We start from the raw sequence: 22,245 nt of genomic DNA on the forward strand, positions 1-22,245 counted from the left end.
CCAGACAGTTTGATCGTCAAACTGTCTGGGATATCGTTACCCGTAATGCGCGACCGGCGTGCCGGCCAACGCCGAGATATTCAACAACCCCCGCGCCGTGATCGAAGGCGTTACGATATGCGCCCGGTTGCCCATGCCCATCAAGATCGGTCCAACCTCCAGACCACCGGCACGCAGTTTCAAGATGTTGCGCACGCCAGAGGCAGCGTCGGTATTGGCAAAAACCAACACATTCGCGGCACCTTCCAAGCGGGATTGGGGGAAGATCCGTTCGCGCAATTCCGGGTCCAATGCAGAGTCGATGTGCATTTCGCCCTCATATGCGAAATCCGGTTCGTGTGCTTCCAGAAGCTCCATCGCGCTGCGCATGCGACGACCAGTTTCACAGTCAAGGTTCCCGAACTGCGAGTGAGAGCAGAGCGCGACATTGGGCTGTAACCCAAACCGGCGCACGTGACGCGCGGCGCCGATCACGGTTTCCGTAATCTGTTCGGGTGTGGGTTCGGGGTGAACCTGCGTGTCGGCCACGAACAGGGGGCCATCTTCCAAGATCATCAGGCTAAGCGCGCCAACGGGGTGCAGCCCATCCCGCGCCAGCACTTGGCGGACATAGTTCAGGTGCCACAGATACTGCCCAAAGGTTCCACAAATCAGCGAATCCGCCTCGCCGCGATGCACCATGACGGCGGCGATTGCGGTTGTATTCGTGCGCATGATCGCCTTTGCCAAATCGGGCGTGACGCCGCGCCGGGCCATCAGCTCGTGATAGGTTCCCCAATAATCACGGTATCTTAGATCGTTTTCGGGGTTCACCACCTCAAAGTCTTTTCCGGCGCGAATGGTCAGGCCGGCACGGTCACACCGGTTTTCGATCACGTCCGGGCGGCCAATCAGGATCGGCTTGTCGGTGGTTTCTTCCAGCATCGCTTGTGCGGCGCGCAGCACGCGTTCGTCTTCGCCTTCGGCAAAAACGATACTACGCGTGGCTTGCGCGGCTGCGGCAAAGACCGGGCGCATAATCAATGCGGATTTAAAGACCGACCCATCAAGGCTTTCTTTATAGGCGGCGAAGTCTTCGATTGGGCGGGCCGCAACGCCAGATTTCATCGCGGCCTTCGCCACGGCAGAGGCCACAACCCCCATCAGGCGTGGATCGAACGGTTTGGGGATCAGGTAATCCGCGCCAAACGTCAACTGTTCGCCTTGATACGCTGCGGCGGCTTCGGCCGAGGTGGTGGCGCGGGCCAAGGCGGCGATGCCTTCGATACAGCCAAGCTGCATCTCGTCGTTGATTTCAGAGGCGCCAACATCCAGCGCGCCGCGGAAAATGAACGGGAAGCATAGGACGTTGTTCACCTGATTGGGGTAATCAGACCGGCCCGTCGCAATGATCGCATCAGGTGCGACGGCGCGGACGTCTTCGGGCATGATTTCGGGTGTCGGGTTGGCCAGCGCGAAGATGATCGGGCGTTTGCCCATTTTCGCGACCATTTCAGCTTTCAGAACGCCGGGGCCAGACAGGCCAAGGAACAGATCAGCGCCTTCGATCACTTCATCCAACACGCGCAGGTCCGATTTCTGCGCATAGGCCGCTTTTTGCGGGTTCATGTCTTCGGTACGGCCTTCGTAGACCAAGCCATTGATATCACAAAGCCAGACGTTTTCGCGTTTCACACCCAGCTTTAGAAGCATGTTCAGGCAGGCAATCCCTGCTGCGCCGCCGCCGGTGGAAACCACCTTGATGTCTTCAAACGACTTGCCAGCAACACGCAACGCATTGGTTGCAGCGGCACCTACAACGATGGCGGTGCCGTGCTGATCGTCGTGGAAGACCGGGATGTTCATCCGTTCACGACACAGCTTTTCGACGATAAAACAGTCGGGTGCCTTGATATCTTCCAGATTGATGGCGCCGAACGAAGGTTCCAGTGCACAAACGATATCGGCCAGCTTTTCGGGGTCACTTTCGTTCAGCTCAATATCGAAACAGTCGATGTCGGCGAACTTTTTGAACAGAACGGCCTTGCCTTCCATCACAGGCTTAGAGGCAAGCGCGCCGATATTTCCCAGCCCTAGAACCGCGGTGCCGTTCGTAACAACGGCAACCAAGTTCCCGCGCGCTGTGTACTTGGCGGCCGTTTGGGGGTCGGCTTTGATTTCAAGGCAGGCTTCGGCCACACCGGGGGAATAAGCACGGGACAGATCGCGGCCGTTTGCCAACGGCTTTGTCGCGCGAATCTCCAGCTTTCCGGGCTTTGGATGGGCGTGATAATCTAGCGCCGCTTCGCGCAACGATTTCGCTTTACTGTCGCTCATGTGGCCTCCCCTGGGGAATAGTTTAAAGTTAAACTATATTTAATGCCCTCGGATACGATAGACTGCATCATCTCGCAAGGTGAACATTGAAAAACGCGGTCTTACAGGCGAAATGCGCTGAAATCCGCATCAACCGCTTACCGACGTCGCGGTATTTTCCATTAGCGTCGGCTTGGCGGGCTTGCATCCCCCCGCGCCGCGCCGCAGATTGAGCGGAGGAGGTTTTCCCATGACACTTCTCGATGCGGCACGCGCCGTTCAGCTTAATGCATACGCACCCTATTCCAAGTTCAAGGTTGGTGCCGCGATCCGCACGAAAAGCGGGGCGGTCTATTCCGGCTGTAACGTGGAAAATGTCGCTTACCCCGAAGGCACCTGTGCCGAGGCTGGTGCAATTGCCGCCATGTGTGCCGCCGGTGATTACGACATCGTCGAGGTGGCAGTCATTGCGGAAAGCCCCGGACCGGTTCCGCCATGCGGCGGCTGCCGCCAAAAATTAGCGGAATTTGCCGAGGGCGAGGCCAAGGTGACCATGGCAACGCTGTCTGGTGAAACGCTGGTTATGACCGTGGCCGAACTTTTGCCGGGGGCATTCGGCGCTGAACATATGGATCAGGTGTAACCATGGACGCCCGCGTTATCATCGCCAAGCTGCGTGACGAAGAGAGACTGAGCGACGAAGAAATTCAATGGTTCGCGAAGGGGCTTGCCACAGGCGATGTTACAGATGCGCAAGCGGGGGCCTTTGCGATGGCTGTGCTGTTGAACGGCCTGATCCGGGAAGAGCGTATCACCCTAACGCGCGCGATGCGCGACAGTGGCTTGGTGATGAAATGGGATTTGCCCGGCCCGGTGTTGGATAAGCATTCCACGGGTGGCATCGGTGACTGTGTGTCGCTTTTGCTGGCACCGGCGCTGGCGGCTTGCGGCGCGTACGTGCCGATGATCTCGGGCCGTGGGTTGGGGCATACGGGCGGAACACTTGATAAATTGGAATCCATCCCCGGCTATTGCGGAGAAATCCCAGTAGAGCGGTTGCGCGAAGTTACGGCCACCATCGGCTGTGCGATTGTTGGGTCGTCGGCTGATATCGCCCCGGCTGACAAACGGCTTTACGCAATCCGTGATGTTTCAGGAACGGTCGAGAGTGTCGATCTGATCACGGCGTCGATTTTGTCTAAGAAACTGGCCGCTGGCCTGGAAGGGCTGGTGCTTGACGTCAAGGTCGGCTCTGGCGCGTTCATGAAAACGATGGAAGAGGCCGAAGAGTTGGCCGAAGCCTTGGTCGAAACCGCGCAAGGTGCGGGCTGTATGACGACGGCGCTGATCACCGACATGAGCCAACCTTTGGTCGGCTCTGCCGGGAACGCACTGGAAGTGATCGAGGTGATGGAAACCTTGACCGGCACCGGTGTGACCCCCGCATTGTGGGATATTACCTGCGCGTTAGGGGGCGAGTTGCTGGCCCTTGGCGGTTTGGCCGCCGACGCAGCCGACGGCGCAGGACGTATTTCCAACGCGTTGGAAAGCGGCGATGCGGCTGAAAAGTTCGGAGAGATGGTCGCAGAGCTTGGCGGCCCGGTTGATTTCGTGGAACGCTGGCCTGACCGTTTGCCATCTGCGCCGGTCGTGCGCGAAGTGACCGCAGGCGTCGGCGGTATTGTGCAAGAAATTGACTGTCAGGCGCTTGGCATGTCGGTGGTTGAACTTGGCGGTGGTCGTAAACGCGGCGGGGACAAGATCAACCCATCGGTCGGTTTGTCAGAGCTTGCCCCGCTGGGCGAAGTGGTAAGCCCTGAGATGCCGCTTGCCCTGATCCACGCGGCCGATACCGAAGCTGCGGAAGTCGCCGAAAAGATGGTTCGTGCGGCCTATAACATCGGTGACAAAGATCCGGTCATTCCGCCTTTGGTGCATCGGAGGCTGCGCTGATGCCCCGCGTATTTCTTGTCGTCATGGACTCTGTCGGATGCGGTGGCGCGACGGATGCGGACCGTTTTTTCAATGATGGAACCCCTGACACAGGGGCCAACACACTTGCACATATCGCACAATCCTGTGCGGCTGGACGCGCTGAAAACGGGCGTAACGGGCCGCTTCAGCTTCCAAATCTCGACAATTTGGGGCTGGGGGCGGCGGTTCAACTGGCCTCGGGCGATGATGCGCCGGGGCTTGGGGCGGACCCGACCGGATTGTGGGGTGCTGCAAGCGAAATCTCTCCGGGTAAGGATACGCCATCGGGCCATTGGGAACTGGCAGGCGTGCCCGTGCCGTGGGACTGGCACTATTTCCCGAACACCACGCCAAGCTTTCCGCCCGATGTCGTCGCAGAGGTGTGCCGCTTGGCCGGCACCGACGGTATTCTGGGGAACTGCCACGCTTCGGGGACCGCGATCATTGCCGATCTGGGGGCAGAACATCTGCGCACTGGGATGCCGATTTGTTATACCTCGGCGGACAGTGTGTTCCAGATCGCAGCCCACGAAGAAACTTTCGGGCTAGATCGTCTGTTGCAGCTGTGTCGTGACCTTGCGCCGATGTTGCATAAGATGAAGGTTGGCCGTGTCATCGCGCGCCCCTTCATCGGGTCAGAGGCCGAAGGATTTACCCGCACGACCAACCGCCGCGACTTCGCCATTGCGCCGCCCAAGCCAACGCTGTGTGATTGGGTGAAAGCCGCAGGCCGCCACGTTTATGCGGTTGGTAAAATCGGCGACATTTTTTCGATGCAGGGCATCGACGAAGTGCGCAAGGGGGCAGATGCCAAGTTGATGGAACATCTGATCGACCTGATGGACGAGGCAGAGGATGGCAGCCTGACATTTGCCAATTTCGTGGAATTCGACAGCCTGTTCGGTCATCGTCGCGACGTGTCTGGATATGCCGCCGCGTTAGAATGGTTCGACAGCCAACTGCCCCGCGTTTTCGCCAAAGCGCGCGAAGGCGACTTGATCTTGTTCACGGCGGATCATGGCAACGACCCAACGTGGATCGGCACGGATCATACGCGCGAACGTGTGCCGGTGTTGGGGCACGGCGTTGGCCTTCGTGAAGTCGGGCTGATCGGGTTCACGGGCGTGGCCGATATTGTCGCGCAGCATTTGAAAATCTCTAAACCCGCCGAGGCATCCGATGCGTGATTTCCCCAAGGTTGAACTGCATCTGCATCTGGAAGGCGCTGCGCCGCCCGCGTTCATTCGGGGGCTTGCCCGTGAAAAGAACATGGATATTTCCGGTGTGTTCGATGAACACGGAAACTATGCTTTCAAAGATTTCTGGCATTTCCTGAAGGTGTACGAGGCCGCGACCTCGACCCTGCAAACGGCCGAGGATTACCACCGGCTTACGCTGGCGGTGCTAGAGGAAAGCGCAGCGCATGGTGTGATCTATACCGAAAGCTTCTTGTCACCTGATTTCTGTGGCGGGCGTGATGTTGGCGCGTGGCGCGAATACCTTCATGCCATCCGCGACGCTGCCGATCAGGCCGAGAAAAGCCACGGGATCATCATGCGCGGTGTCGTGACCTGTATCCGACATTTCGGGCCAGAAAAGGCGAAAGAGACCGCATTATGCGCTGCGGAAACCGCAGGCGATTGGCTGACTGGGTTTGGCATTGCCGGGGATGAAACCGCCGGAAAGCCCAAAGATTTCGCCTATAGCTTTGATATGGCGCGCGAGGCGGGGTTGCGCCTTACGGCCCATGCGGGGGAATGGGGCGGGCCGCAGTCCGTTCGCGATGCGTTGAACGATCTGGGTGTCGAACGAATTGGCCACGGTGTGCGGGTCGCCGAAGACCCGGCATTGGTTGAAGAACTGGCCGAAAAAGAAGTGGTGCTGGAAGTTTGCCCCGGTTCGAACGTCGCGCTTGGCGTCTATCCGAACTGGCGGGCCCACCCAATTGGTATGCTTTTTGACAAGGGGGTGAAGGTCACGGTTTCCACCGATGACCCGCCGTTTTTCCACACAACGATGACGGACGAATATGACCGGCTTTCCGATACGTTTGACTGGGACGACGGAGTGTTTAAGACATTAAATACCATTGCTGCTAATGCTGCTTTCTGCGACGAAAAGACTCGCGCTAATGTGTTGGAACGCTTGGAGAAAACCGATGACTGAACATCTTACGATCGTTGAACACCCATTGGTGCAGCATAAGCTTACCCTGATGCGCGACAAAGAAACGTCGACGGCGGGGTTTCGGCGACTGCTGCGCGAAATTTCACATCTGCTGGCCTATGAGGTCACGCGCGAATTGGCGATGACGACCAAGCGGATTGAAACGCCGCTTCAGGAAATCGACGCGCCGATCCTTGATGGCAAGAAGCTGGCGCTGATTTCGATCTTGCGGGCTGGCAACGGGTTGCTGGATGGCATTCTAGAGCTGATCCCAGCCGCGCGCGTTGGTTTCGTCGGGCTATACCGCGATGAAAAAACGTTAGAGCCTGTGCAGTACTATTTCAAAGTGCCAGAGGCGCTGGAAGATCGGTTGGTTATTGCGGTTGATCCGATGCTGGCCACCGGCAATTCGTCGGTCGCGGCGATCGATCTGTTGAAAGAGGCCGGGGCGAAAGACATCCGCTTCCTCTGCCTTCTCGCCTCGCCCGAAGGGGTGGCGCGAATGAAAGAAGCACATCCCGATGTGCCAATCGTCACAGCGTCCTTGGACGAAAAGCTGAATGAACAGGGGTATATCGTTCCTGGGCTAGGGGACGCGGGTGATCGCATGTTCGGCACAAAATAGCCTGTTTTCTCATTTATGAGAAATAGGCGGTTCGCCATCATCACCAACGGCTTTTTGGGAAGACTTATGCGCGCTAATAGGCTGATTTCAGCGACAGGGCTGTCAGTTTTGCTGATGGCCAATGCGGCGTTCACGCAATCCTTGGATGTTGGAGCCGGGCCTTCCGAACTGCCACCGGGCGACTATTTCGCCGCGCAATATGTCGACAGTGAGGGGTGTGTATTCAGCCGCGCGCGCTATGCGGGCGAGGTGATATGGCTTCCGCGGATCAGCGCCGAGCGGAAGCCGGTTTGCGGATCAGAGCCGACGTTTGCTGCAGAGCAGGCTCCACTTGCAAGCGTGACGGCGGAAACGCCCGCACCGAAGTCTGCAGCTGTGCGACAGGCGCCCGCGCCAAAACCGGCGCGCAAACCGCAAGTGAAGGCGAAAACACCCGTCGCAGCCAAAGTCGCGCCACCGACAAGGCAGAAAGCCATGCGTTTGCCGGAAGACGTGTGTGGCGGTCGTTCAGTCATTGACGCGAAATACACTGCGGATGGCAAAAAGATCGAAGTCACGTGCGGCCCTGAAGGGGCGGCCAATTCGACGATACGCATTGCCGCTCACAGATATGTCCAAGTTGGCACTTTCGGGGTGGAACGCAACGCCAAGGCGACCATCGCAAAGCTTCGTGTCATGGGCTTGCCGGTTTCGGTGGCCACAGCAACCTTTCAGGGCAAGCCAGTGCAGGTTGTTCTGGCGGGCCCGTTTGTGCAACAGGGCAAGCTGGACAGTGCGCTTGAGGCTGTGAAAGACGCCGGGTACACCGACGCGTTCTTGCGGAAATAGCCTGGAACCGGGCGCTTACCCGCCGCAAATCCCCTGAAGCCTGACCCAATCACTGTCCGCCAAAACGGGCTTTCGGGTTTGGCCCCGCATCGGGTCAGCCTCGATCAGGCCCAATACGGTTTCTCCGGTCAGGTCCAGCGCATAGGCATAAGGGGATGAAGGAACCCCTGCCGCTTCAAAACGCGCCAAAAGGACTTCGTCAGACAGGGTTGCCGGGGGGGCAGTCAATAAAGACTCTGCGTAATCGTTCAGCACCTCATTCGATAGGGCGCCCGTTGTCAGAAGTTTAAAGGTTGGCACTGTGCCGACGGCTTTCAACAAACGGTCCAGCGGGTCTTGTTGCGCGGCGCGCTCGGCCTCGGCCAGAATGAAACCGGCGGCAACGTCGGCGTCTTCATAGTCTTCGACCATCGCGCGGTTCAGCAGGGTCAGGCCACCGGGCAGATGGGCCGCTTGCGTGACGCCAGCGGGTAAGACCACGATGCCATTCTTGCCCGCCCCTAGAAGACGCGTGCTTAGCTGCGCAAGGGCGCGGTCACCCTGCGCCGTATGGCAGGGCTGGCCCGAAACGCGCCCGATGCGAGCCAAAAGGGTGTGTCCAATATCTGTGCGGACCGATGGCGGCACGACCGAAGCCGTATGTTGGCGCAACGCGCCCGGCATCCAGAACACCATGAGCGCAGCAAGCAGAACCAGCCCAGCACCCAAAAGGTAAAGTCGCAAACGCCCACGATGAGGACGCGCGCGTTCGATGGCAGAGGTGACTTTGGTGATGGCGTCGATCATCACCTCGTCTTCGATTTCAAGGGTTTCATCGGCATCGGCGCCGGGGCCAAACAGGGCGGGCGTTGTGCCGGGGTTCAACCGGGTGACCGCGGCAAGGGACCAATGCGTCAGCACACGTTCACGCAGGTCCGAAAGAACAAGCGAGGCATCGCCAAACGATACGATCACATCACGCCGCTGGGCCTCTGACCCTTCGCGCCACAGGCCAGAGCTTTCAAGCCGTTCAAATTCTGTAAGCGCCGTCATTTGCGGCTTGGTCCTGCTCGGTTACTTCTGCATTTTCAAGCGCATGATAGCGGCAAGTGCAAACCGTCACAATGCGGGTATACCTGCATATGTCAGTCTGGAAGTTCCTTTGCGATGACGCGCAGTTCGAATTTCTGGATCTTCCCGGTCGAGGTCTTGGGAAGTTCGGCAAACACCACACGTTTTGGGGTTTTGAACCCGGCAAGGTGTTCACGGCAAAAGCTGATCAAATCAGCCTCGCTTGTGTCTTCACCGTCTTTCAATTCGACAAAGGCGCAGGGGACTTCGCCCCATTTTTCGTCGGGTTTGGCGACGACCGCGCACAGCTCCACGGCGGGGTGGTGCATCAGGGCACCCTCAACCTCGACCGACGAGACGTTTTCGCCGCCCGAGATGATGATGTCTTTCGACCGGTCGGTGATCTTGATGTAGCCATCAGGGTGGCGGAAGGCCACGTCGCCCGAATGGAAATAGCCGCCCTTGAAGCTTTCGGCGGTGGCTTCGGGGTTCTTGTAATACCCTTTCATCACCGTGTTGCCGCGCATCATGATTTCGCCCGTTGTGGTGCCGTCACGCGGGATGTGGCTCATGGCCTCATCCATCACGGTTGCCTCTTCCAGCATCGGCATGGCGACGCCGGTGCGGGCCTTGATCGCGGCGCGTTCGTCTTGCGAGCTTCCCCCCCACAGATCGTCTTGCCATGTGCATTCGGTGGCCGGGCCATAGGTTTCGGTCAGCCCGTAAACCTGCGTGATGTTGAAACCCAGCGGTTCGATCTTGGCCAACGTCGCGGCGGGGGGCGGGGCCCCGGCGGTGAATACCTCGACCGTGTGATCGAAGGGCATCCGGTCATCCTCTTTGGCGTTCACGATGGCGTTCAACACGATGGGCGCGCCGCCGAAATGCGTGGCCCCATCGACCGAGATCGCGTGATAGATGTTCTTGGCCGTGATATCGCGGCAGCAGATCGTCGTGCCGCCAAGGGCGGGCATCATCCACGGGTGGCACCAGCTGTTGCAGTGGAACAGCGGCACGATGGTCAACAGGCGCGGGTGCATCACCATGCGCCACGAAATCACCGTGCCCATCGTGATAAGGTAGGCACCGCGATGATGGTAAACCACGCCCTTGGGCTGCCCCGTGGTGCCCGAGGTATAGTTCAGCGTGATGCTTTCCCATTCGTCCTGAGGCATGATCCAGTCGAATTTCGGGTCGCCTTCGGCAATTAGGTCTTCGTATTCCGGGTGCCGCCCGTCGGCGTAAAGCCCGGCGTCGTGGTCGGCCACTTCGATAATCTGGGGGACGTCGTTGCCATCCATCGCCGATATCGCAGCTTCGGCAAGTGGCATCAGCGCGGTATCGACCAGCACCATCTTTGCCCCGCTATGCGACAGGATGTAGGTGATCGTTTCAGCCTCTAGCCGCGTGTTGATCGCGTTCAGCACGGCGCCACAGGCCGGCACGCCGAAATGCGCTTCGACTTGTGCGGTGATATTGGGCAGCAGGCTGGAAACCACATCGCCGGGCTTGATCCCGAGCTTTGCAAGGGCAGAGGCAAGGCGCGTGACGCGTTCGTGCATCTGGGCATAGGTGAACCGGCGTGAACGATCCAACAGTGCCTCGCGCTGCGGAAAAATGTCTGCCGCGCGGTTCAGGTGTGACAGTGGTGTCAGCGGTACGTGGTTCGCCGCGCATTTTTCAAGCCCGGTTTCGTCAGCCAGCCAGCCCATGATATCCTCCCAAATATCTCCTCCGATTGTGATATTGGCGGGCGTTCGGGTGAATGAAAAGGTGCGAAACGCATCTTTCCCTGTGCAGGCTTGACGCGCTAGTGTCGCGCTATGATCATCTCGCACGGGCGGCGCTATATTTTTGTTCACATCCCCAAGACGGGGGGCACGTCCATGGCTTTGGCGCTGGAGGCGCGGGCCAAGGCTGATGACATCCTGATTGGTGACACCCCGAAGGCCGTGAAACGGCGGCATCGGTTGAAGGATGTGCAGGTCAGCGGGCGCCTGTGGAAGCATTCGCGCCTAAGCGACATTTACGGCTTGGTGGCGCAGGAACAGGTGGCGGATTACTTTACCTTCACGCTTGTTCGGAACCCGTGGGATAGGATGGTCAGCTATTACCACTGGCTGCGCGGGCAGGGGTTTGAGCACCCGGCGGTGAGACTGGCAAAGGCGCATGACTTCAGTGCATTTCTGAACCACCCGCACACCCAAGCCAGCTTTCGCACCGAAACATTCGGCAGCTATATGTTGGACCAAAAGGGGCAGGAGCAGTGCGGCGCCTTTATCCGGCTAGAGCATCTGGCCGATGACATCGCGCCGCTAGAGGCGCATTTGGGTTTCACGCTGGATATCCCGCACGAAAACGCGTCTGACCGCGATGGGTATCACGGTTATTATTCCGATGATGATGCTGGGATGTTGGCCAAGCTGTGTGCCGAAGATATCGAACGGTTCGGCTATTCGTTCTGACCGGGGATCACGGCGCGGCGGTTAAACCGCGCCGTGAGGTATTGTTAGGCTGCTTTGGCTTCTGGATCGAAGCGGCCATAGAAAGTTTCACCCTTCGCGGCCATGTCACGCAGAAGCGCAGGTGTCGTGAAACGCGCACCGTGCTTTTCTGTCAGCGCATCGGTCAATTCGACCGCACGCCCCGCGCCCATGATATCAAGCCAGCTAAGCGGGCCACCGGACCAAGGCGCAAAGCCCCAGCCAAGGATCGCGCCAACGTCACCTTCACGGATATCCATCAGAACGCCATCTTCCAGTGCGCGAACCGCCTCTAGGACTTGTGCGAACAGCAGGCGGTGCTGAACTTCGGTCACGTCAGGCTGTTCAGCGGCTGCCGGGTATTTCGCGGCCAGACCTTCCCAAAGGCCGGTACGCTTGCCCTTTTCATCATAGCCATAGAAGCCCGAGTTCGACTTGCGGCCAAGGCGGCCTTCTTCGAACATCCAGAACAGAACCTCATCCACCGCATCATCGGGGTATTCGTCGCCCATGGCAGCTTTGGTTGCCTTGGCGATCTTAACACCCAGATCGATCGAGGTTTCATCAACCAGCTGCAGCGGGCCCAATGGCATACCGACCAGCTTGGCCGCGTTTTCGATGAGGGCGGGGTTTACCCCTTCCTTCACCATGCGGATGCCTTCGTTGATGTATGGAATGATGCAGCGGTTAGCATAGAAGAAGCGCGCATCGTTCACCACGATCGGGGTCTTGCGGATCTGACGGACGTAATCCAGCGCCTTGGCGGTGGCACGGTCGCCGGTTTCCTTACCCTTGATGATTTCCACCAGCATCATCTTGTCTACGGGGCTGAAGAAGTGGATGCCGATGTACTGCTCGGGCCGCTTCGAGGCCTTCGCCAGTTCGCTGATCGGCAGGGTCGAGGTGTTGGTGGCAAAGATGCAATCTTCGCCCACGACAGCTTCGACCTTGGCGGTGACTTCGGCTTTGATGGCTGGGTCTTCGAACACGGCCTCAACGATCAGGTCGCAGCCTTCCAGCGCGGCGTAATCAGTGGTGGCGGTGATCAGACCAAGGACGGCTTCTTTCTTTTCAGCCGTCGCTTTGCCGCGTTTGATGCCCTTGTCCATGTAGTCAGCGGTATAGGATTTACCCTTATCCGCCGCTTCCTGTTTCTGGTCGATCAGCACGACTTCGATCCCGGCAAGCGCCGATACCAGCGAAATGCCAGCACCCATCATGCCCGCGCCCAGAACGCCAACCTTGCTGACCTTCTGATCCGGTACACCGGCGGGGCGCACTGCGCCTTTTTCCAGTGCTTCTTTGTTCAGGAACAGCGAACGGATCATGGCCGAGGAAGACGGGTTCATCAGAACGTTGGTGAACCAGCGCGCCTCGATCTTCAGCGCAGCGTCGAATGGCACCAGAGAGCCTTCGTATACAGCTGAAAGCAGGGCCTTGGCCGCTGGGTAAACGCCTTGGGTCTTGCCGTGCACCATCGCCGATGCGCCAACGAAGGTCATGAACCCTGCAGGGTGGTAGGGCGCGCCGCCGGGCATTTTGTAACCCTTGGCATCCCATGGTTTCAGGATGTCAGCATCCTTGGCGTTCAGAACCCATTCCTTCGCAGCCGACATCAGTTCGTCAGCCGGAACAACTTCGTCGATGACGCCAGCGGCCTTCATCTTCTTGGGGTCCTGCATCTTGCCTTCCAACAGGAAGGGGGCCGCGCCCATTGCGCCCAGCTTGCGCACAAGACGGGTGGTGCCGCCTGCGCCGGGGAAGATGCCGACCATGATTTCCGGTAGGCCGATCTTGGCCTTCGGATTGTCAGCAACAAAGATGCGGTGACAGGCCAAAGGAACTTCAAGCCCGATGCCAGCCGCCGTGCCGGGCAGGGCGGCCGCGATCGGCTTGCCGCCTTTGTTGGTCTTGGCGTCCATGCCAGCGCGTTCGATTTTGCGCAGCAGGGCATGCATGCTCATGATGCCGTCGAACAGACCCTTGGCAGGGTTGTCGCCCGCGCTTTCCTTCATTTCGGCCAGCACGTTCAGGTCCATCCCGCCGGCAAAGTCTTTCTTGCCCGAGGTGATGATAGCGCCTTTTACGGCGTCGTCGGCCAGCGCTTTGTCGATGCTGGCGTCAAGTTCCTGCAATGCTTCGAACGACATGACGTTCATGCTTTTGCCGGGCACGTCCCACGTGATGATGGCAACGCCGTCCGCGTCTACGGAATAGTGAAATTCAGCCATTGTTTTTGCTCCTTACACGCGTTCGATGATCGTGGCCGCACCCATGCCGGATGCGATACAGAGGGTGGCAAGGCCGACCTCTTTGTCGCTGCGCTCCAGCTCGTCCAGAAGGGTGCCGATGATGATCGCGCCGGTGGCGCCCAGCGGGTGACCCATCGCGATGGAGCCGCCGTTTACGTTGACCTTGTCGTGGTCCACGTTGAACGCCTGCATGAAACGCAGCACAACGGATGCGAAGGCTTCGTTCACTTCGAACAGGTCGATATCGGAAATCGCCATGCCGTGATCTGCAAGGATCTTTTCGGTCACCGGAACCGGGCCGGTCAGCATGATGGTCGGGTCGGTACCGATTTTAGCGGTCGCACGGATGCGCGCGCGTGGCTTCAGGCCGTATTTCTCACCGAACTCTTTGCTGCCGATCAGAACACCAGCCGAACCATCCACGATGCCAGAGCTGTTGCCAGCGTGGTGGATGTGGTTGATCCGCTCTAGGTGCGGGTATTTCATCAGGGCGATCTTATCAAAGCCGGGCATGCTTTCGCCCATATCTTTGAACGACGCTTTCAGGCTGCCAAGCGCCTGCATGTCGGTGCCGGGGCGCATGTATTCATCGTGGTCCAGAATCGGTAGGCCGTTCACGTCACGCACGGTGATCACCGACTTGGCGAAACGGTTGTCTTTCCATGCGGCTTCGGCGCGGTTCTGGGATTCCACGGCCAGCGCATCGGCATCGTCACGGGTGAACCCGTATTCGGTTGCGATGATGTCAGCGGAAATACCCTGAGGCACGAAGTATGTTTTTAGCGCAAGCGAGGGGTCAACGGCAATTGCCGCGCCGTCGCTGCCCATGGCCACGCGGCCCATCATTTCAACGCCGCCCGCGATGTATGCTTCGCCTGCGCCGCCCTTAACTTGGTTCGCGGCAAGGTTCACAGCTTCCATGCCGGATGCACAGAAACGGTTGATCGCAAGACCGGGGATAGATTCATCAAGGTTGGATGCCAAAACAGCTGAACGCGCAAGGCAGCCGCCCTGTTCGCCAACCTGAGTAACGTTGCCCCAGATCACATCCTCAACAGCGTGGCCTTCAAGGTTGTTACGCTCTTTCAGGGCGTCCAGAACCTGCGCAGACAGGCGCAGCGAGGTGACTTCGTGCAAAGAGCCGTCTTTGCGGCCCTTGCCGCGCGGTGTGCGCACGGCGTCATAAATATAGGCTTCGGTCATGTTTGCCTCTCTTCTTAAGTATTTCGGTCCGCGGGGGAACCGGGCATCAGGTCATATGGGGGTTTCCAGCCGGGCAGGGCGGCGATGCGGTCCAGCCAGGCGTCGATATTCGGGTAATCCTTGCGGTCAAAGCCGAAGGGTTCGGGGTAATACAGGTACCCACAGCAGGCGAAGTCGGCGATCGTGGGCGCGTCACCCACCAGCCAATCTTTGTCGGCCAGCTCAGCCTCCAACACCTTTAGCGCGGCGCGCAGGCGGCCCTGCAAGAAGGCAATGACATCAGCCGAACGTTTGTCTTCCGGTAGGAAGTTCATCATGAACCGCGTGGTGCCTGCTTGGCTGGACATCTTGTGATTGTCCCAGAACAGCCAGCGCAGAACCTCGCGCCGTTCCGCCGCGCTGCGCCCGCCGAACTTTCCGGTCTTGGACGAGATGTAATCTTGGATCACGCCCGACTGGCTGAGCGTGACGTCGCCGTCCACCATTACGGGAACTTCACCCATCGGGTTCAGTTCCTGAAACGCTGGTGTGCGTGCCTCGCCGTTGAAGAAATCAACGAAAACGGGTTCCCAATCGACCTCGGCCAATTGCAGCGTCAGCGCGGCCTTATAGGCGTTCCCGCTTTCGCCGAAGCAATAAAGTTTGATCGTCATGGTGTCTCCCCAGTCACAGCGATCTTGCGATCAGCTCTTTCATGATCTCATTGGTGCCACCATAGATGCGCTGCACCCGGGCATCCGTCCACATTTCCGCCACGTCGTATTCCTGCATGAAGCCGTAACCGCCGTGCAGTTGCAGACATTCATCCAACACTTCGCCTTGCGTGTCGGTCAGCCAGTATTTGGACATGGCGGCCTTTTCGACGGACAGTTCACCGCGCAGATGTTCGGCGATGCATTCATCCAGAAACGCGCGGGCGACGGCGGTTTTGGTTTTGCATTCGGCCAGCTTGAAACGGGTGTTCTGGAACTGGGTCAGGGGCCCGCCGAATGCCTCGCGTTCTTTGCAGTATTGGATGGTGCGTTCGACCGCGCCTTCCATGGCACCCACGGCGCCACAGCCGATGATCAGGCGTTCCTGCGGAAGCTGCATCATCATCTGGGCAAAGCCCTTGCCTTCATCCCCGCCAAGAATGTTTTCCGGCGGAATTTCGACATTGTCGAAGAACAGTTCGGATGTGTCGGCAGCGTGGCAGCCGATTTTTTCAAGGTTGCGGCCGCGGCTGAACCCTTCGGCCCCATCCGTTTCGACCACAACCAAAGAGATGCCCTTGGCCCGTTCATTGGGGTCGGTCTTGGCCGCAACGACGATAAGGTTCGCGTGCTGGCCGTTGGTGATGAACGTCTTTTGGCCTGACAGGCGATAGCTGTTGCCTTCGCGCAGGGCCTTGGTGCGGATGCCCTGAACATCGGACCCGCCCGACGGTTCAGTCATCGCAAGCGCGCCGACAAGTTCGCCGCTAACCATCTTGGGCAACCAGCGCTGTTTCTGTTCCTCGGTGCCATAGGCCAGAATGTAATGGCCAACGATGCCGGAATGGATGCCGTGGCCCCAGCTGGCCAGATTGGCCCGCGACGCTTCGGTCAGGATTACCGCCTCGTGCCCGAAATCACCGCCGACACCGCCGTATTCTTCGGGGATAGAAGGGCAAAGTAGGCCCAGTTCACCGGCTTGCGCCCATGTGCTGCGGTCCATCTCTCCCTGTTTGCGCCAGCGGTCGAAATGCGGGCGCCATTCGTCGTTGATGAACTTCTGCGTCATTTCAGCGAGCATTTTGTGCTCGTCCGTCATCCAGTTCGCGCTCATCATCCCCTCCCTTGAATGTGTCGCTTGGTTAGCGTTTTCGCGCTTCCAGCTCTGAATTGAAAATTCTAAGCCGGTGCGAAAGATTGTCCTGATCCGTCACGCTTTCGAAATGTTCGAACAGAAATGAAAGCGCTTCGCCTTCATCCAGACCGGCTTCACGCGAAAAGCGTTTCAGCCTGCGGTATCCGTCTTCTGTCATGGCAATCGGAAAGCGGCGTGTCAGGCGTAGGCGTTTTGGCAATGTAACCTCCGTTTAGTGGGGCAGAGCGGGCAGATGGCGAAGCCACCAAAACAGTGGCTTCGACCCTTTGCATTACACCCAGCCCCAACGGGTGGGCGATCAGAAGTTCGCCGCGTCCAGTGCCATTACGGTGTCTGCACCGCTTTCGATACGCGCAAGGTGCATCGACGTAGCAGGCAGTTGGCGGGCCATGTAATAGCGGCCAGTCGCGATCTTCGTGTTGTAGAATTCTACATCCGAAGCGCCGCCTTCAAGAGCCTCCATCGAAGCTTTCGCCATTTGCGCCCACATCAGGCCAAGGCAAACATGGCCGAACATGTGCATGAAGTCGTAAGAGCCGGACAAAGCGTTGTTCGGGTTCTTCATACCATTTTGCATGAAGTACATGCCAGCGGCCTGAAGATCTTTCGACGCTTTCTTCAGTGGCTCAAGGAAATCAGCCTTCAGTGCTTCGTTGCCATCGTTTTCTTTGATGAAGTTTTTCACCATTTCAAAGAACGCCATCACGTGCTTGCCGCCATCCTGCGCCAGCTTACGGCCCACAAGGTCCAGCGCCTGAACGCCGTTGGCACCTTCGTAGATCATGGCGATACGCGCATCACGAGCGAACTGGGACATACCCCATTCTTCGATATAGCCGTGGCCGCCGTAAACCTGCTGCGCCTGCGTGGCCATTTCAAAGCCCTTGTCGGTCTGGAAACCCTTGATGACCGGGGTCATCAAAGAGATCAGGCCTTCGGCATCTTTGTCGCCACTTTTGTGCGCCTTGTCGATCAACGAGGCACCCCAGAACGTGAACGCGCGCGCGCCTTCGACGAACGACTTCTGGTCCATCAGGTTGCGGCGGATATCAGGGTGAACGATCAGCGGGTCAGCCGGGCCATCGGGGTTTTTCGCGCCTGTCACGTCGCGGCCCTGAAGGCGGTCGTTCGCATAGATCACAGCGTTCTGATACGCGGCTTCGGCCTGTGCGTAACCCTGAAGCCCAACGCCAAGGCGGGCTTCGTTCATCATGGTGAACATCGCGCGCATGCCTTTGTGCATGTCGCCGATCAGGTAACCGGTCGCGCCGTCATAATCCATCACGCAGGTGGAGTTGCCGTGGATGCCCATCTTTTCTTCGATCTTGCCGACAGAAACGCCGTTACGATCACCCAGAGAGCCGTCATCATTCACGATGAACTTAGGCACGATGAACAGGCTGACGCCTTTGATGCCTTCGGGGCCGCCTGGAATTTTCGCCAGAACAAGGTGGATGATGTTTTCCGCCATGTCGTGATCGCCAGCCGAGATAAAGATCTTCTGGCCAGTTACCTTGTACGAACCGTCGTCCTGTGGCTCTGCCTTGGTGCGCATCAGGCCCAAGTCGGTGCCGCAATGCGGTTCGGTCAGGTTCATGGTGCCTGTCCATTCACAGGTCACCATCTTGGGAAGGAACTTCGCCTTCTGTTCGGCGGAACCGTGAGCGTGGATCGCGGAATAAGCGCCGTGGGTCAGGCCCTGATACATGTTGAACGCCATGTTGGCCGAAACGAAGATTTCGCCAACCGCAGTTGCAAGCACATAAGGCATGCCCTGACCGCCGTATTCGGGGTCACAGTCCAGCGCGGTCCAGCCGCCTTCTTTGATCTTTTCGAAGGCTTCTTTAAATCCGGTCGGCGTGCGCACGACGCCGTTTTCCAGAACACAGCCTTCAGTATCGCCCACTACGTTCAATGGGGCCAACACATCAGAGGCCAGCTTGCCAGCTTCTTCCAAAACGGCAGATGTGAAATCTGCTTCGAGTTCGTCGTAGCCTTCGATGTCGCTTTTGGACACGTTCAGCAGGTCATGCAGAAGGAACTGCATATCCTTGGTAGGCGCTGTGTATGCTGGCATCTTATTCTCCCATGATCGTTATTCGGCGGCGGCTTGCCGCCCATACTCGTCAAGGCGGTTTTCCACCCAGCCGAGTTGTTCTTTTAGGTCTGCAATTGCTTCGTCCAGTTCGGCGCGCTGACTTTCCATGTCAGCCAGTCGCGCGCAGGCGACTTCGTGCGTGCGGCGAAGCTGTGTCTCTTGTTGGTCACCGATTGTGTACAGTTCCAGCAGTTGACGAATTTCTTCCAAGCTGAAGCCGAAGCGCTTGCCGCGCAGGATCAGCGTAAGACGCGCCCGGTCGCGCTTTGTGAAAAGCCGTTTCTGCCCTTCGCGGATAGGGAACAAAAGTTCCTTGGATTCGTAAAAACGCAATGTGCGTGGCGTCACTTCGTACATGTCGCACATTTGCCGGATCGTCATTGTGCTCTCGGTCATAGTTACCTCTACGTCAAATACATGCGGCCGAGCGGGTCAGATGCGTGTATCAGGTTTCATTTACAAGTAATGTTGACGCGCACGTAAATGAAACGTGGCGTCATTTTTTGTCTGACGTAATGTCAGAACGTCTCCTTTACCGTTTTGGTTGGCAGGATCATTAGGCCAACTTCGATTCCAATGAAGAATCGCGTTGATTTTGTGGAAAAACCAAGATTTCTCGGGGGGAACTTTCGTGCAAAATCGTCAGCTTTCGTTTTTGTGTGCTACGGAGGTGCATCGGGAGAGTTTATGACAATTTACATTACGGGCGGTTCGAACACTGCCAAGCCGGGCGGTTGGTCCGATAAATTTGCAGCACGGATCGTGCGTAAATACGCGGTGCGCAATCTGGCGCTGGGGGCAACAAACTCGCATATGGCCTTCATCCGTGTCATGCGCGATGCGCAGTTGGGGCCGGGCGATGCGGTGGTTTGGGCCAATTCGACGAATGACGCTATGTGCATGTCAGAAGGGCATTATTCCGATTTTGCGCTGATCGGTTACGTCGAACAGATGATCCGTTTGTGTGCAGAAACCGGTGCGCGTTTTATTCCGTTGATCATCGACAGCTATAACAAATTGGTGGACGTCGAACAGGCGGAATACAAGCGCCGCATTCTGGCGCTTCTTGAACATTACAGCCTTCCATGGATCGACCTGCGTGCCGCCTATTTTGGTGAAACGGGCGAAGCCGACCTGCCGCGACATTTCTTTATGGATCCGTTGCACTTCAATGCCGACAGCCCGGTTACCGATTTCATCGGTGATCTTGCGATTGAAGCTGTCGAAAGTGGCCTTGGCCATCCCGCCAAGACAAGTCCGATGAGCGATGATGCCAAATGCCGGTTCGAGGTGGTCAGCGAATTCGGCCCAACGCAGCAAAGCGCACGATTTGAGAATAGCGTGGCAAATCTGGCGACTTGGAAACCGCCCTTTGCATCAACGCCCCTTAGCCCCTCAGGCGCGGCCGAGGTGGACGCCTTGGTCGTCGTCGCGGGGTCGGAAGGGGGGGCTTTTACGATTTCAGTGGGCGCGCAATCGCTGTCATTTTCGGCCTGCCATTGCTTCGGCTACTGGCCAAAGCCGGGGCTATTGATAGTTCGCCCCAGAAATCTGTTGGCAGAGGGGCTTAGGATTGGGACAGGTGACAAGATCAAAGTGGATTGGTGCGATAGCCCGGCCAATTTGAAAGCGGACATGTATTTTCGCGGCAACCTTGAGCCACACCAATTGGGCCAAAGCCAGTCGCGCATCGCCTATGCGGTTCTAAAGCACCACGCGGATTAAACGGTCGACTATTTGGACCCACCTTCGACGCGGTCGCGCAGCTGGGTCAGATCATCAATGGTTGCATCCAGCTCAACGCGTTGCGCCTTCAGATCATCCAGCTTTCGCGATGCCATCTCTACCCACGCAGAGTTCTGCGCTTCGGTGCCTTCTTCTTCATACAACAGAAGCCATTGGCGGATTTCTTCAAGGCTAAAGCCGAATCGACGCCCCCGCAAAATAAGGGTCATCCGGGCCACTTCCCGAGACGTGTAAAACCGGGTGCGCCCATCCTTAATCGGATTGAGAAGCTCAATATATTCGTAGTACCGCAATGTGCGCGGTGTCACATCGAATTTCGCGCACATTTCTTTGAAGGTCAGGTGTTGTTCTGACACCGCTCTTCACCTCTTTGCTAGCTTAGGCCTGACAACGGTAATGACTTACGGGGCAAGGTGCAAATCAGTTCAGGAACCCCGGCGCTAGAAAATAGAACCCATAGGCGACGATCAGCGCAGGCACCGCAGAATAGATGGTCGCAACCATCGCGGCCTTGGGATTAAGGGCGATGGCGGGGAACAACGCATCGCCATCGTTCGCGATTGCATTACCAATCAGCGCCGAGAACGGGATCGCGCCGTTGATATATAACGTTGCGACAAGCACTTGAGGGCCGCACCCCGGCACGAACCCGACCAGAATCGCGATCAGCGGCAGGATAGGGGCCACGGCCTGGAACCACAGTTCCAGATCAAGCCCGGCAAATTCCGCAGCATAGTCGTAGGCCAGATAGGCGGCGATCACCCAAATGGTGATAAAGCTGGTTTCTTCGGCGGCGCGTGTGATTGGGGTGTCGGATGGGTTGGTCATCGCTTTTACGTTGGACGTGGACCAGATCATCAATCCGGTCAGCACGCCTGCCAAAGCGATGAAAAGGACGGGAACGCCCAAAACGTTCGTGATCTCAATCTGGACAAGCTGTGCACCGCCGACGATCAGCCCGGGCACAACGAAGGCAACATAGATCCAATCACGCACCCGCGTTCGGCCCACGGTGGGCACAATGTCACACAGCGGGTTGGAGGGCTTAATTTCGATCTTGTTGAAATGGTCAACGACCCAGCCACTTAGAATACCTGCGACCAAGGAAAGCGGTAAGACAACCATCGCGGCGTCTGGCCGGGTTGCGATCAGCAGGAACGCGGCATCGCCCATGGTTGCTGTCAATGTTGCCACCATGGCGCCCAACCCGACGTGGCCAGAGCTATAGGCAGCAACCACAATCACCGCGCCGCCACATCCGGGGGTCGACCCCAAAAGCGCCGCGATGGGAACTTGCCAACCTTTAGCGTTCTTTAGCGTTTCGGCCATGTCGAAACGGAACAACCGTTCAGCCCCGTAAAACAGCAAAAAGGTGACAGCCACAAAAACCGACACCTGCGTATAGGCATCAACCAATAGGCCGCGCGTGACTTCGCCCAGCCGTCCCGGGGCAAGGGCCAAGCCGATGCAGACCAGCGCGATAAGCAACCGGCGCACACGGAACGGGCCAAGCCTGTCGGGGATGGCGGCCGGCGTAGGTCTAATCTGTGCTGGCGTGTCGGTGGGCATTTAATGCTCCGATAAACTTGCTTTTGCGAATTACTCTCAATTTCAGAACTTAGCACTTGATGCTGGCTTGGCAAGGACCAATAACAAAAGAAATCAACAGGGGACGCC

Annotated in this window: 20 protein-coding genes; 8 read left to right on the forward strand and 12 right to left on the reverse strand. The window is 58.0% G+C overall.

Features of this window, described 5'->3' with window-relative positions; translation table 11 throughout:
• Positions 1-36 precede the first annotated feature (36 nt).
• A complete protein-coding gene (locus COL8621_RS03475; RefSeq protein ID WP_093965921.1) occupies positions 37-2,316 on the reverse strand; it encodes an NADP-dependent malic enzyme in 2,280 nt (759 codons plus the stop codon).
• 229 nt (positions 2,317-2,545) lie between these two features.
• Here COL8621_RS03475 and COL8621_RS03480 point away from each other — a divergent pair, with 229 nt between their 5' ends.
• The 6 genes from COL8621_RS03480 (at position 2,546) to COL8621_RS03505 (ending at position 7,888) form a co-directional block, all read left to right on the forward strand.
• A complete protein-coding gene (locus tag COL8621_RS03480) occupies positions 2,546-2,938 on the forward strand; it encodes a cytidine deaminase (protein WP_093965922.1) in 393 nt (130 codons plus the stop codon).
• A 2-nt stretch (positions 2,939-2,940) separates the two neighbouring features.
• On the forward strand, positions 2,941-4,248 hold the full coding sequence (locus tag COL8621_RS03485; protein ID WP_093965923.1) for a thymidine phosphorylase: 1,308 nt from the start codon (positions 2,941-2,943) through the stop codon (positions 4,246-4,248).
• Positions 4,248-5,456, forward strand: a complete 1,209-nt coding sequence (locus COL8621_RS03490; RefSeq protein ID WP_093965924.1) for a phosphopentomutase — start codon at positions 4,248-4,250, stop codon at positions 5,454-5,456. The genes COL8621_RS03485 and COL8621_RS03490 overlap by 1 nt, the downstream gene beginning before the upstream one ends.
• A complete protein-coding gene (locus COL8621_RS03495; RefSeq protein ID WP_093965925.1) occupies positions 5,449-6,435 on the forward strand; it encodes an adenosine deaminase in 987 nt (328 codons plus the stop codon). The genes COL8621_RS03490 and COL8621_RS03495 overlap by 8 nt, the downstream gene beginning before the upstream one ends.
• Positions 6,428-7,060 (forward strand): uracil phosphoribosyltransferase, encoded by a 633-nt coding sequence (upp, locus tag COL8621_RS03500; protein WP_093965926.1) that lies wholly within the window; start codon positions 6,428-6,430, stop codon positions 7,058-7,060. Before COL8621_RS03495 ends, upp begins: the two co-directional genes overlap by 8 nt.
• A gap of 66 nt (positions 7,061-7,126) precedes the next feature.
• Positions 7,127-7,888: an SPOR domain-containing protein gene (locus tag COL8621_RS03505; RefSeq protein ID WP_176438427.1), complete on the forward strand. Its 762-nt coding sequence runs from the start codon at positions 7,127-7,129 to the stop codon at positions 7,886-7,888.
• Between the two features lie 15 nt (positions 7,889-7,903).
• Here COL8621_RS03505 and COL8621_RS03510 read toward each other — a convergent pair whose 3' ends face one another.
• A complete protein-coding gene (locus tag COL8621_RS03510) occupies positions 7,904-8,920 on the reverse strand; it encodes a hypothetical protein (RefSeq protein WP_093965928.1) in 1,017 nt (338 codons plus the stop codon).
• Between the two features lie 92 nt (positions 8,921-9,012).
• Positions 9,013-10,650: an AMP-binding protein gene (locus tag COL8621_RS03515; protein WP_093965929.1), complete on the reverse strand. Its 1,638-nt coding sequence runs from the start codon at positions 10,648-10,650 to the stop codon at positions 9,013-9,015.
• Between the two features lie 111 nt (positions 10,651-10,761).
• On the opposite strand from COL8621_RS03515, the gene COL8621_RS03520 reads away from it, so the two are divergent.
• Entirely contained in the window at positions 10,762-11,403 is a 642-nt protein-coding gene (locus COL8621_RS03520) for a sulfotransferase family 2 domain-containing protein (protein WP_093965930.1), read from the forward strand.
• A 44-nt stretch (positions 11,404-11,447) separates the two neighbouring features.
• Here the strand turns inward: COL8621_RS03520 and COL8621_RS03525 are convergent, their stop codons facing one another.
• From COL8621_RS03525 to COL8621_RS03555, 7 genes are all read right to left on the reverse strand, one after another.
• Positions 11,448-13,652 carry a 3-hydroxyacyl-CoA dehydrogenase NAD-binding domain-containing protein gene (locus COL8621_RS03525; RefSeq protein WP_093965931.1) on the reverse strand — a complete coding sequence of 735 codons (2,205 nt, stop codon included), beginning with the start codon at positions 13,650-13,652 and terminating at the stop codon, positions 11,448-11,450.
• Between the two features lie 12 nt (positions 13,653-13,664).
• Positions 13,665-14,876 (reverse strand): acetyl-CoA C-acetyltransferase, encoded by a 1,212-nt coding sequence (locus tag COL8621_RS03530; RefSeq protein WP_093965932.1) that lies wholly within the window; start codon positions 14,874-14,876, stop codon positions 13,665-13,667.
• Between the two features lie 14 nt (positions 14,877-14,890).
• Positions 14,891-15,529: a glutathione S-transferase family protein gene (locus COL8621_RS03535; RefSeq protein ID WP_093965933.1), complete on the reverse strand. Its 639-nt coding sequence runs from the start codon at positions 15,527-15,529 to the stop codon at positions 14,891-14,893.
• A 13-nt stretch (positions 15,530-15,542) separates the two neighbouring features.
• Positions 15,543-16,682: an acyl-CoA dehydrogenase family protein gene (locus COL8621_RS03540; protein WP_093965934.1), complete on the reverse strand. Its 1,140-nt coding sequence runs from the start codon at positions 16,680-16,682 to the stop codon at positions 15,543-15,545.
• 28 nt (positions 16,683-16,710) lie between these two features.
• Positions 16,711-16,923, reverse strand: a complete 213-nt coding sequence (locus COL8621_RS03545; RefSeq protein WP_093965935.1) for a hypothetical protein — start codon at positions 16,921-16,923, stop codon at positions 16,711-16,713.
• A gap of 99 nt (positions 16,924-17,022) precedes the next feature.
• Complete coding sequence (locus COL8621_RS03550) at positions 17,023-18,801, reverse strand: acyl-CoA dehydrogenase C-terminal domain-containing protein (RefSeq protein WP_093965936.1); 1,779 nt, start codon at positions 18,799-18,801, stop codon at positions 17,023-17,025.
• Between the two features lie 18 nt (positions 18,802-18,819).
• A complete protein-coding gene (locus tag COL8621_RS03555; protein WP_093965937.1) occupies positions 18,820-19,218 on the reverse strand; it encodes a MerR family transcriptional regulator in 399 nt (132 codons plus the stop codon).
• Between the two features lie 291 nt (positions 19,219-19,509).
• Here COL8621_RS03555 and COL8621_RS03560 point away from each other — a divergent pair, with 291 nt between their 5' ends.
• Positions 19,510-20,547, forward strand: a complete 1,038-nt coding sequence (locus tag COL8621_RS03560) for an SGNH/GDSL hydrolase family protein (protein ID WP_093965938.1) — start codon at positions 19,510-19,512, stop codon at positions 20,545-20,547.
• Positions 20,548-20,555: 8 nt separating this feature from the next.
• Here COL8621_RS03560 and COL8621_RS03565 read toward each other — a convergent pair whose 3' ends face one another.
• Positions 20,556-20,924 carry a MerR family transcriptional regulator gene (locus tag COL8621_RS03565; protein ID WP_093965939.1) on the reverse strand — a complete coding sequence of 123 codons (369 nt, stop codon included), beginning with the start codon at positions 20,922-20,924 and terminating at the stop codon, positions 20,556-20,558.
• 64 nt (positions 20,925-20,988) lie between these two features.
• Positions 20,989-22,137 (reverse strand): putative manganese transporter, encoded by a 1,149-nt coding sequence (locus COL8621_RS03570; protein WP_093965940.1) that lies wholly within the window; start codon positions 22,135-22,137, stop codon positions 20,989-20,991.
• Positions 22,138-22,245 lie beyond the last annotated feature (108 nt).

This window comes from Actibacterium lipolyticum (assembly GCF_900184935.1).
Lineage (GTDB): Bacteria > Pseudomonadota > Alphaproteobacteria > Rhodobacterales > Rhodobacteraceae > Actibacterium_A > Actibacterium_A lipolyticum.

Coding starts and splice junctions, on each gene's coding strand:
- COL8621_RS03485 (WP_093965923.1), top strand. CDS start 2,941: ATGGACGCCCGCGTTATCATCGCCAAGCTGCGTGACGAAGAGAGACTG.
- COL8621_RS03570 (WP_093965940.1), bottom strand. CDS start 22,137: ATGCCCACCGACACGCCAGCACAGATTAGACCTACGCCGGCCGCCATC.
- COL8621_RS03540 (WP_093965934.1), bottom strand. CDS start 16,682: ATGAGCGCGAACTGGATGACGGACGAGCACAAAATGCTCGCTGAAATG.
- COL8621_RS03480 (WP_093965922.1), top strand. CDS start 2,546: ATGACACTTCTCGATGCGGCACGCGCCGTTCAGCTTAATGCATACGCA.
- COL8621_RS03515 (WP_093965929.1), bottom strand. CDS start 10,650: ATGGGCTGGCTGGCTGACGAAACCGGGCTTGAAAAATGCGCGGCGAAC.
- COL8621_RS03535 (WP_093965933.1), bottom strand. CDS start 15,529: ATGACGATCAAACTTTATTGCTTCGGCGAAAGCGGGAACGCCTATAAG.
- upp (WP_093965926.1), top strand. CDS start 6,428: ATGACTGAACATCTTACGATCGTTGAACACCCATTGGTGCAGCATAAG.
- COL8621_RS03550 (WP_093965936.1), bottom strand. CDS start 18,801: ATGCCAGCATACACAGCGCCTACCAAGGATATGCAGTTCCTTCTGCAT.
- COL8621_RS03530 (WP_093965932.1), bottom strand. CDS start 14,876: ATGACCGAAGCCTATATTTATGACGCCGTGCGCACACCGCGCGGCAAG.
- COL8621_RS03510 (WP_093965928.1), bottom strand. CDS start 8,920: ATGACGGCGCTTACAGAATTTGAACGGCTTGAAAGCTCTGGCCTGTGG.
- COL8621_RS03555 (WP_093965937.1), bottom strand. CDS start 19,218: ATGACCGAGAGCACAATGACGATCCGGCAAATGTGCGACATGTACGAA.
- COL8621_RS03505 (WP_176438427.1), top strand. CDS start 7,127: ATGCGCGCTAATAGGCTGATTTCAGCGACAGGGCTGTCAGTTTTGCTG.
- COL8621_RS03560 (WP_093965938.1), top strand. CDS start 19,510: ATGACAATTTACATTACGGGCGGTTCGAACACTGCCAAGCCGGGCGGT.
- COL8621_RS03520 (WP_093965930.1), top strand. CDS start 10,762: ATGATCATCTCGCACGGGCGGCGCTATATTTTTGTTCACATCCCCAAG.
- COL8621_RS03475 (WP_093965921.1), bottom strand. CDS start 2,316: ATGAGCGACAGTAAAGCGAAATCGTTGCGCGAAGCGGCGCTAGATTAT.
- COL8621_RS03525 (WP_093965931.1), bottom strand. CDS start 13,652: ATGGCTGAATTTCACTATTCCGTAGACGCGGACGGCGTTGCCATCATC.
- COL8621_RS03495 (WP_093965925.1), top strand. CDS start 5,449: ATGCGTGATTTCCCCAAGGTTGAACTGCATCTGCATCTGGAAGGCGCT.
- COL8621_RS03490 (WP_093965924.1), top strand. CDS start 4,248: ATGCCCCGCGTATTTCTTGTCGTCATGGACTCTGTCGGATGCGGTGGC.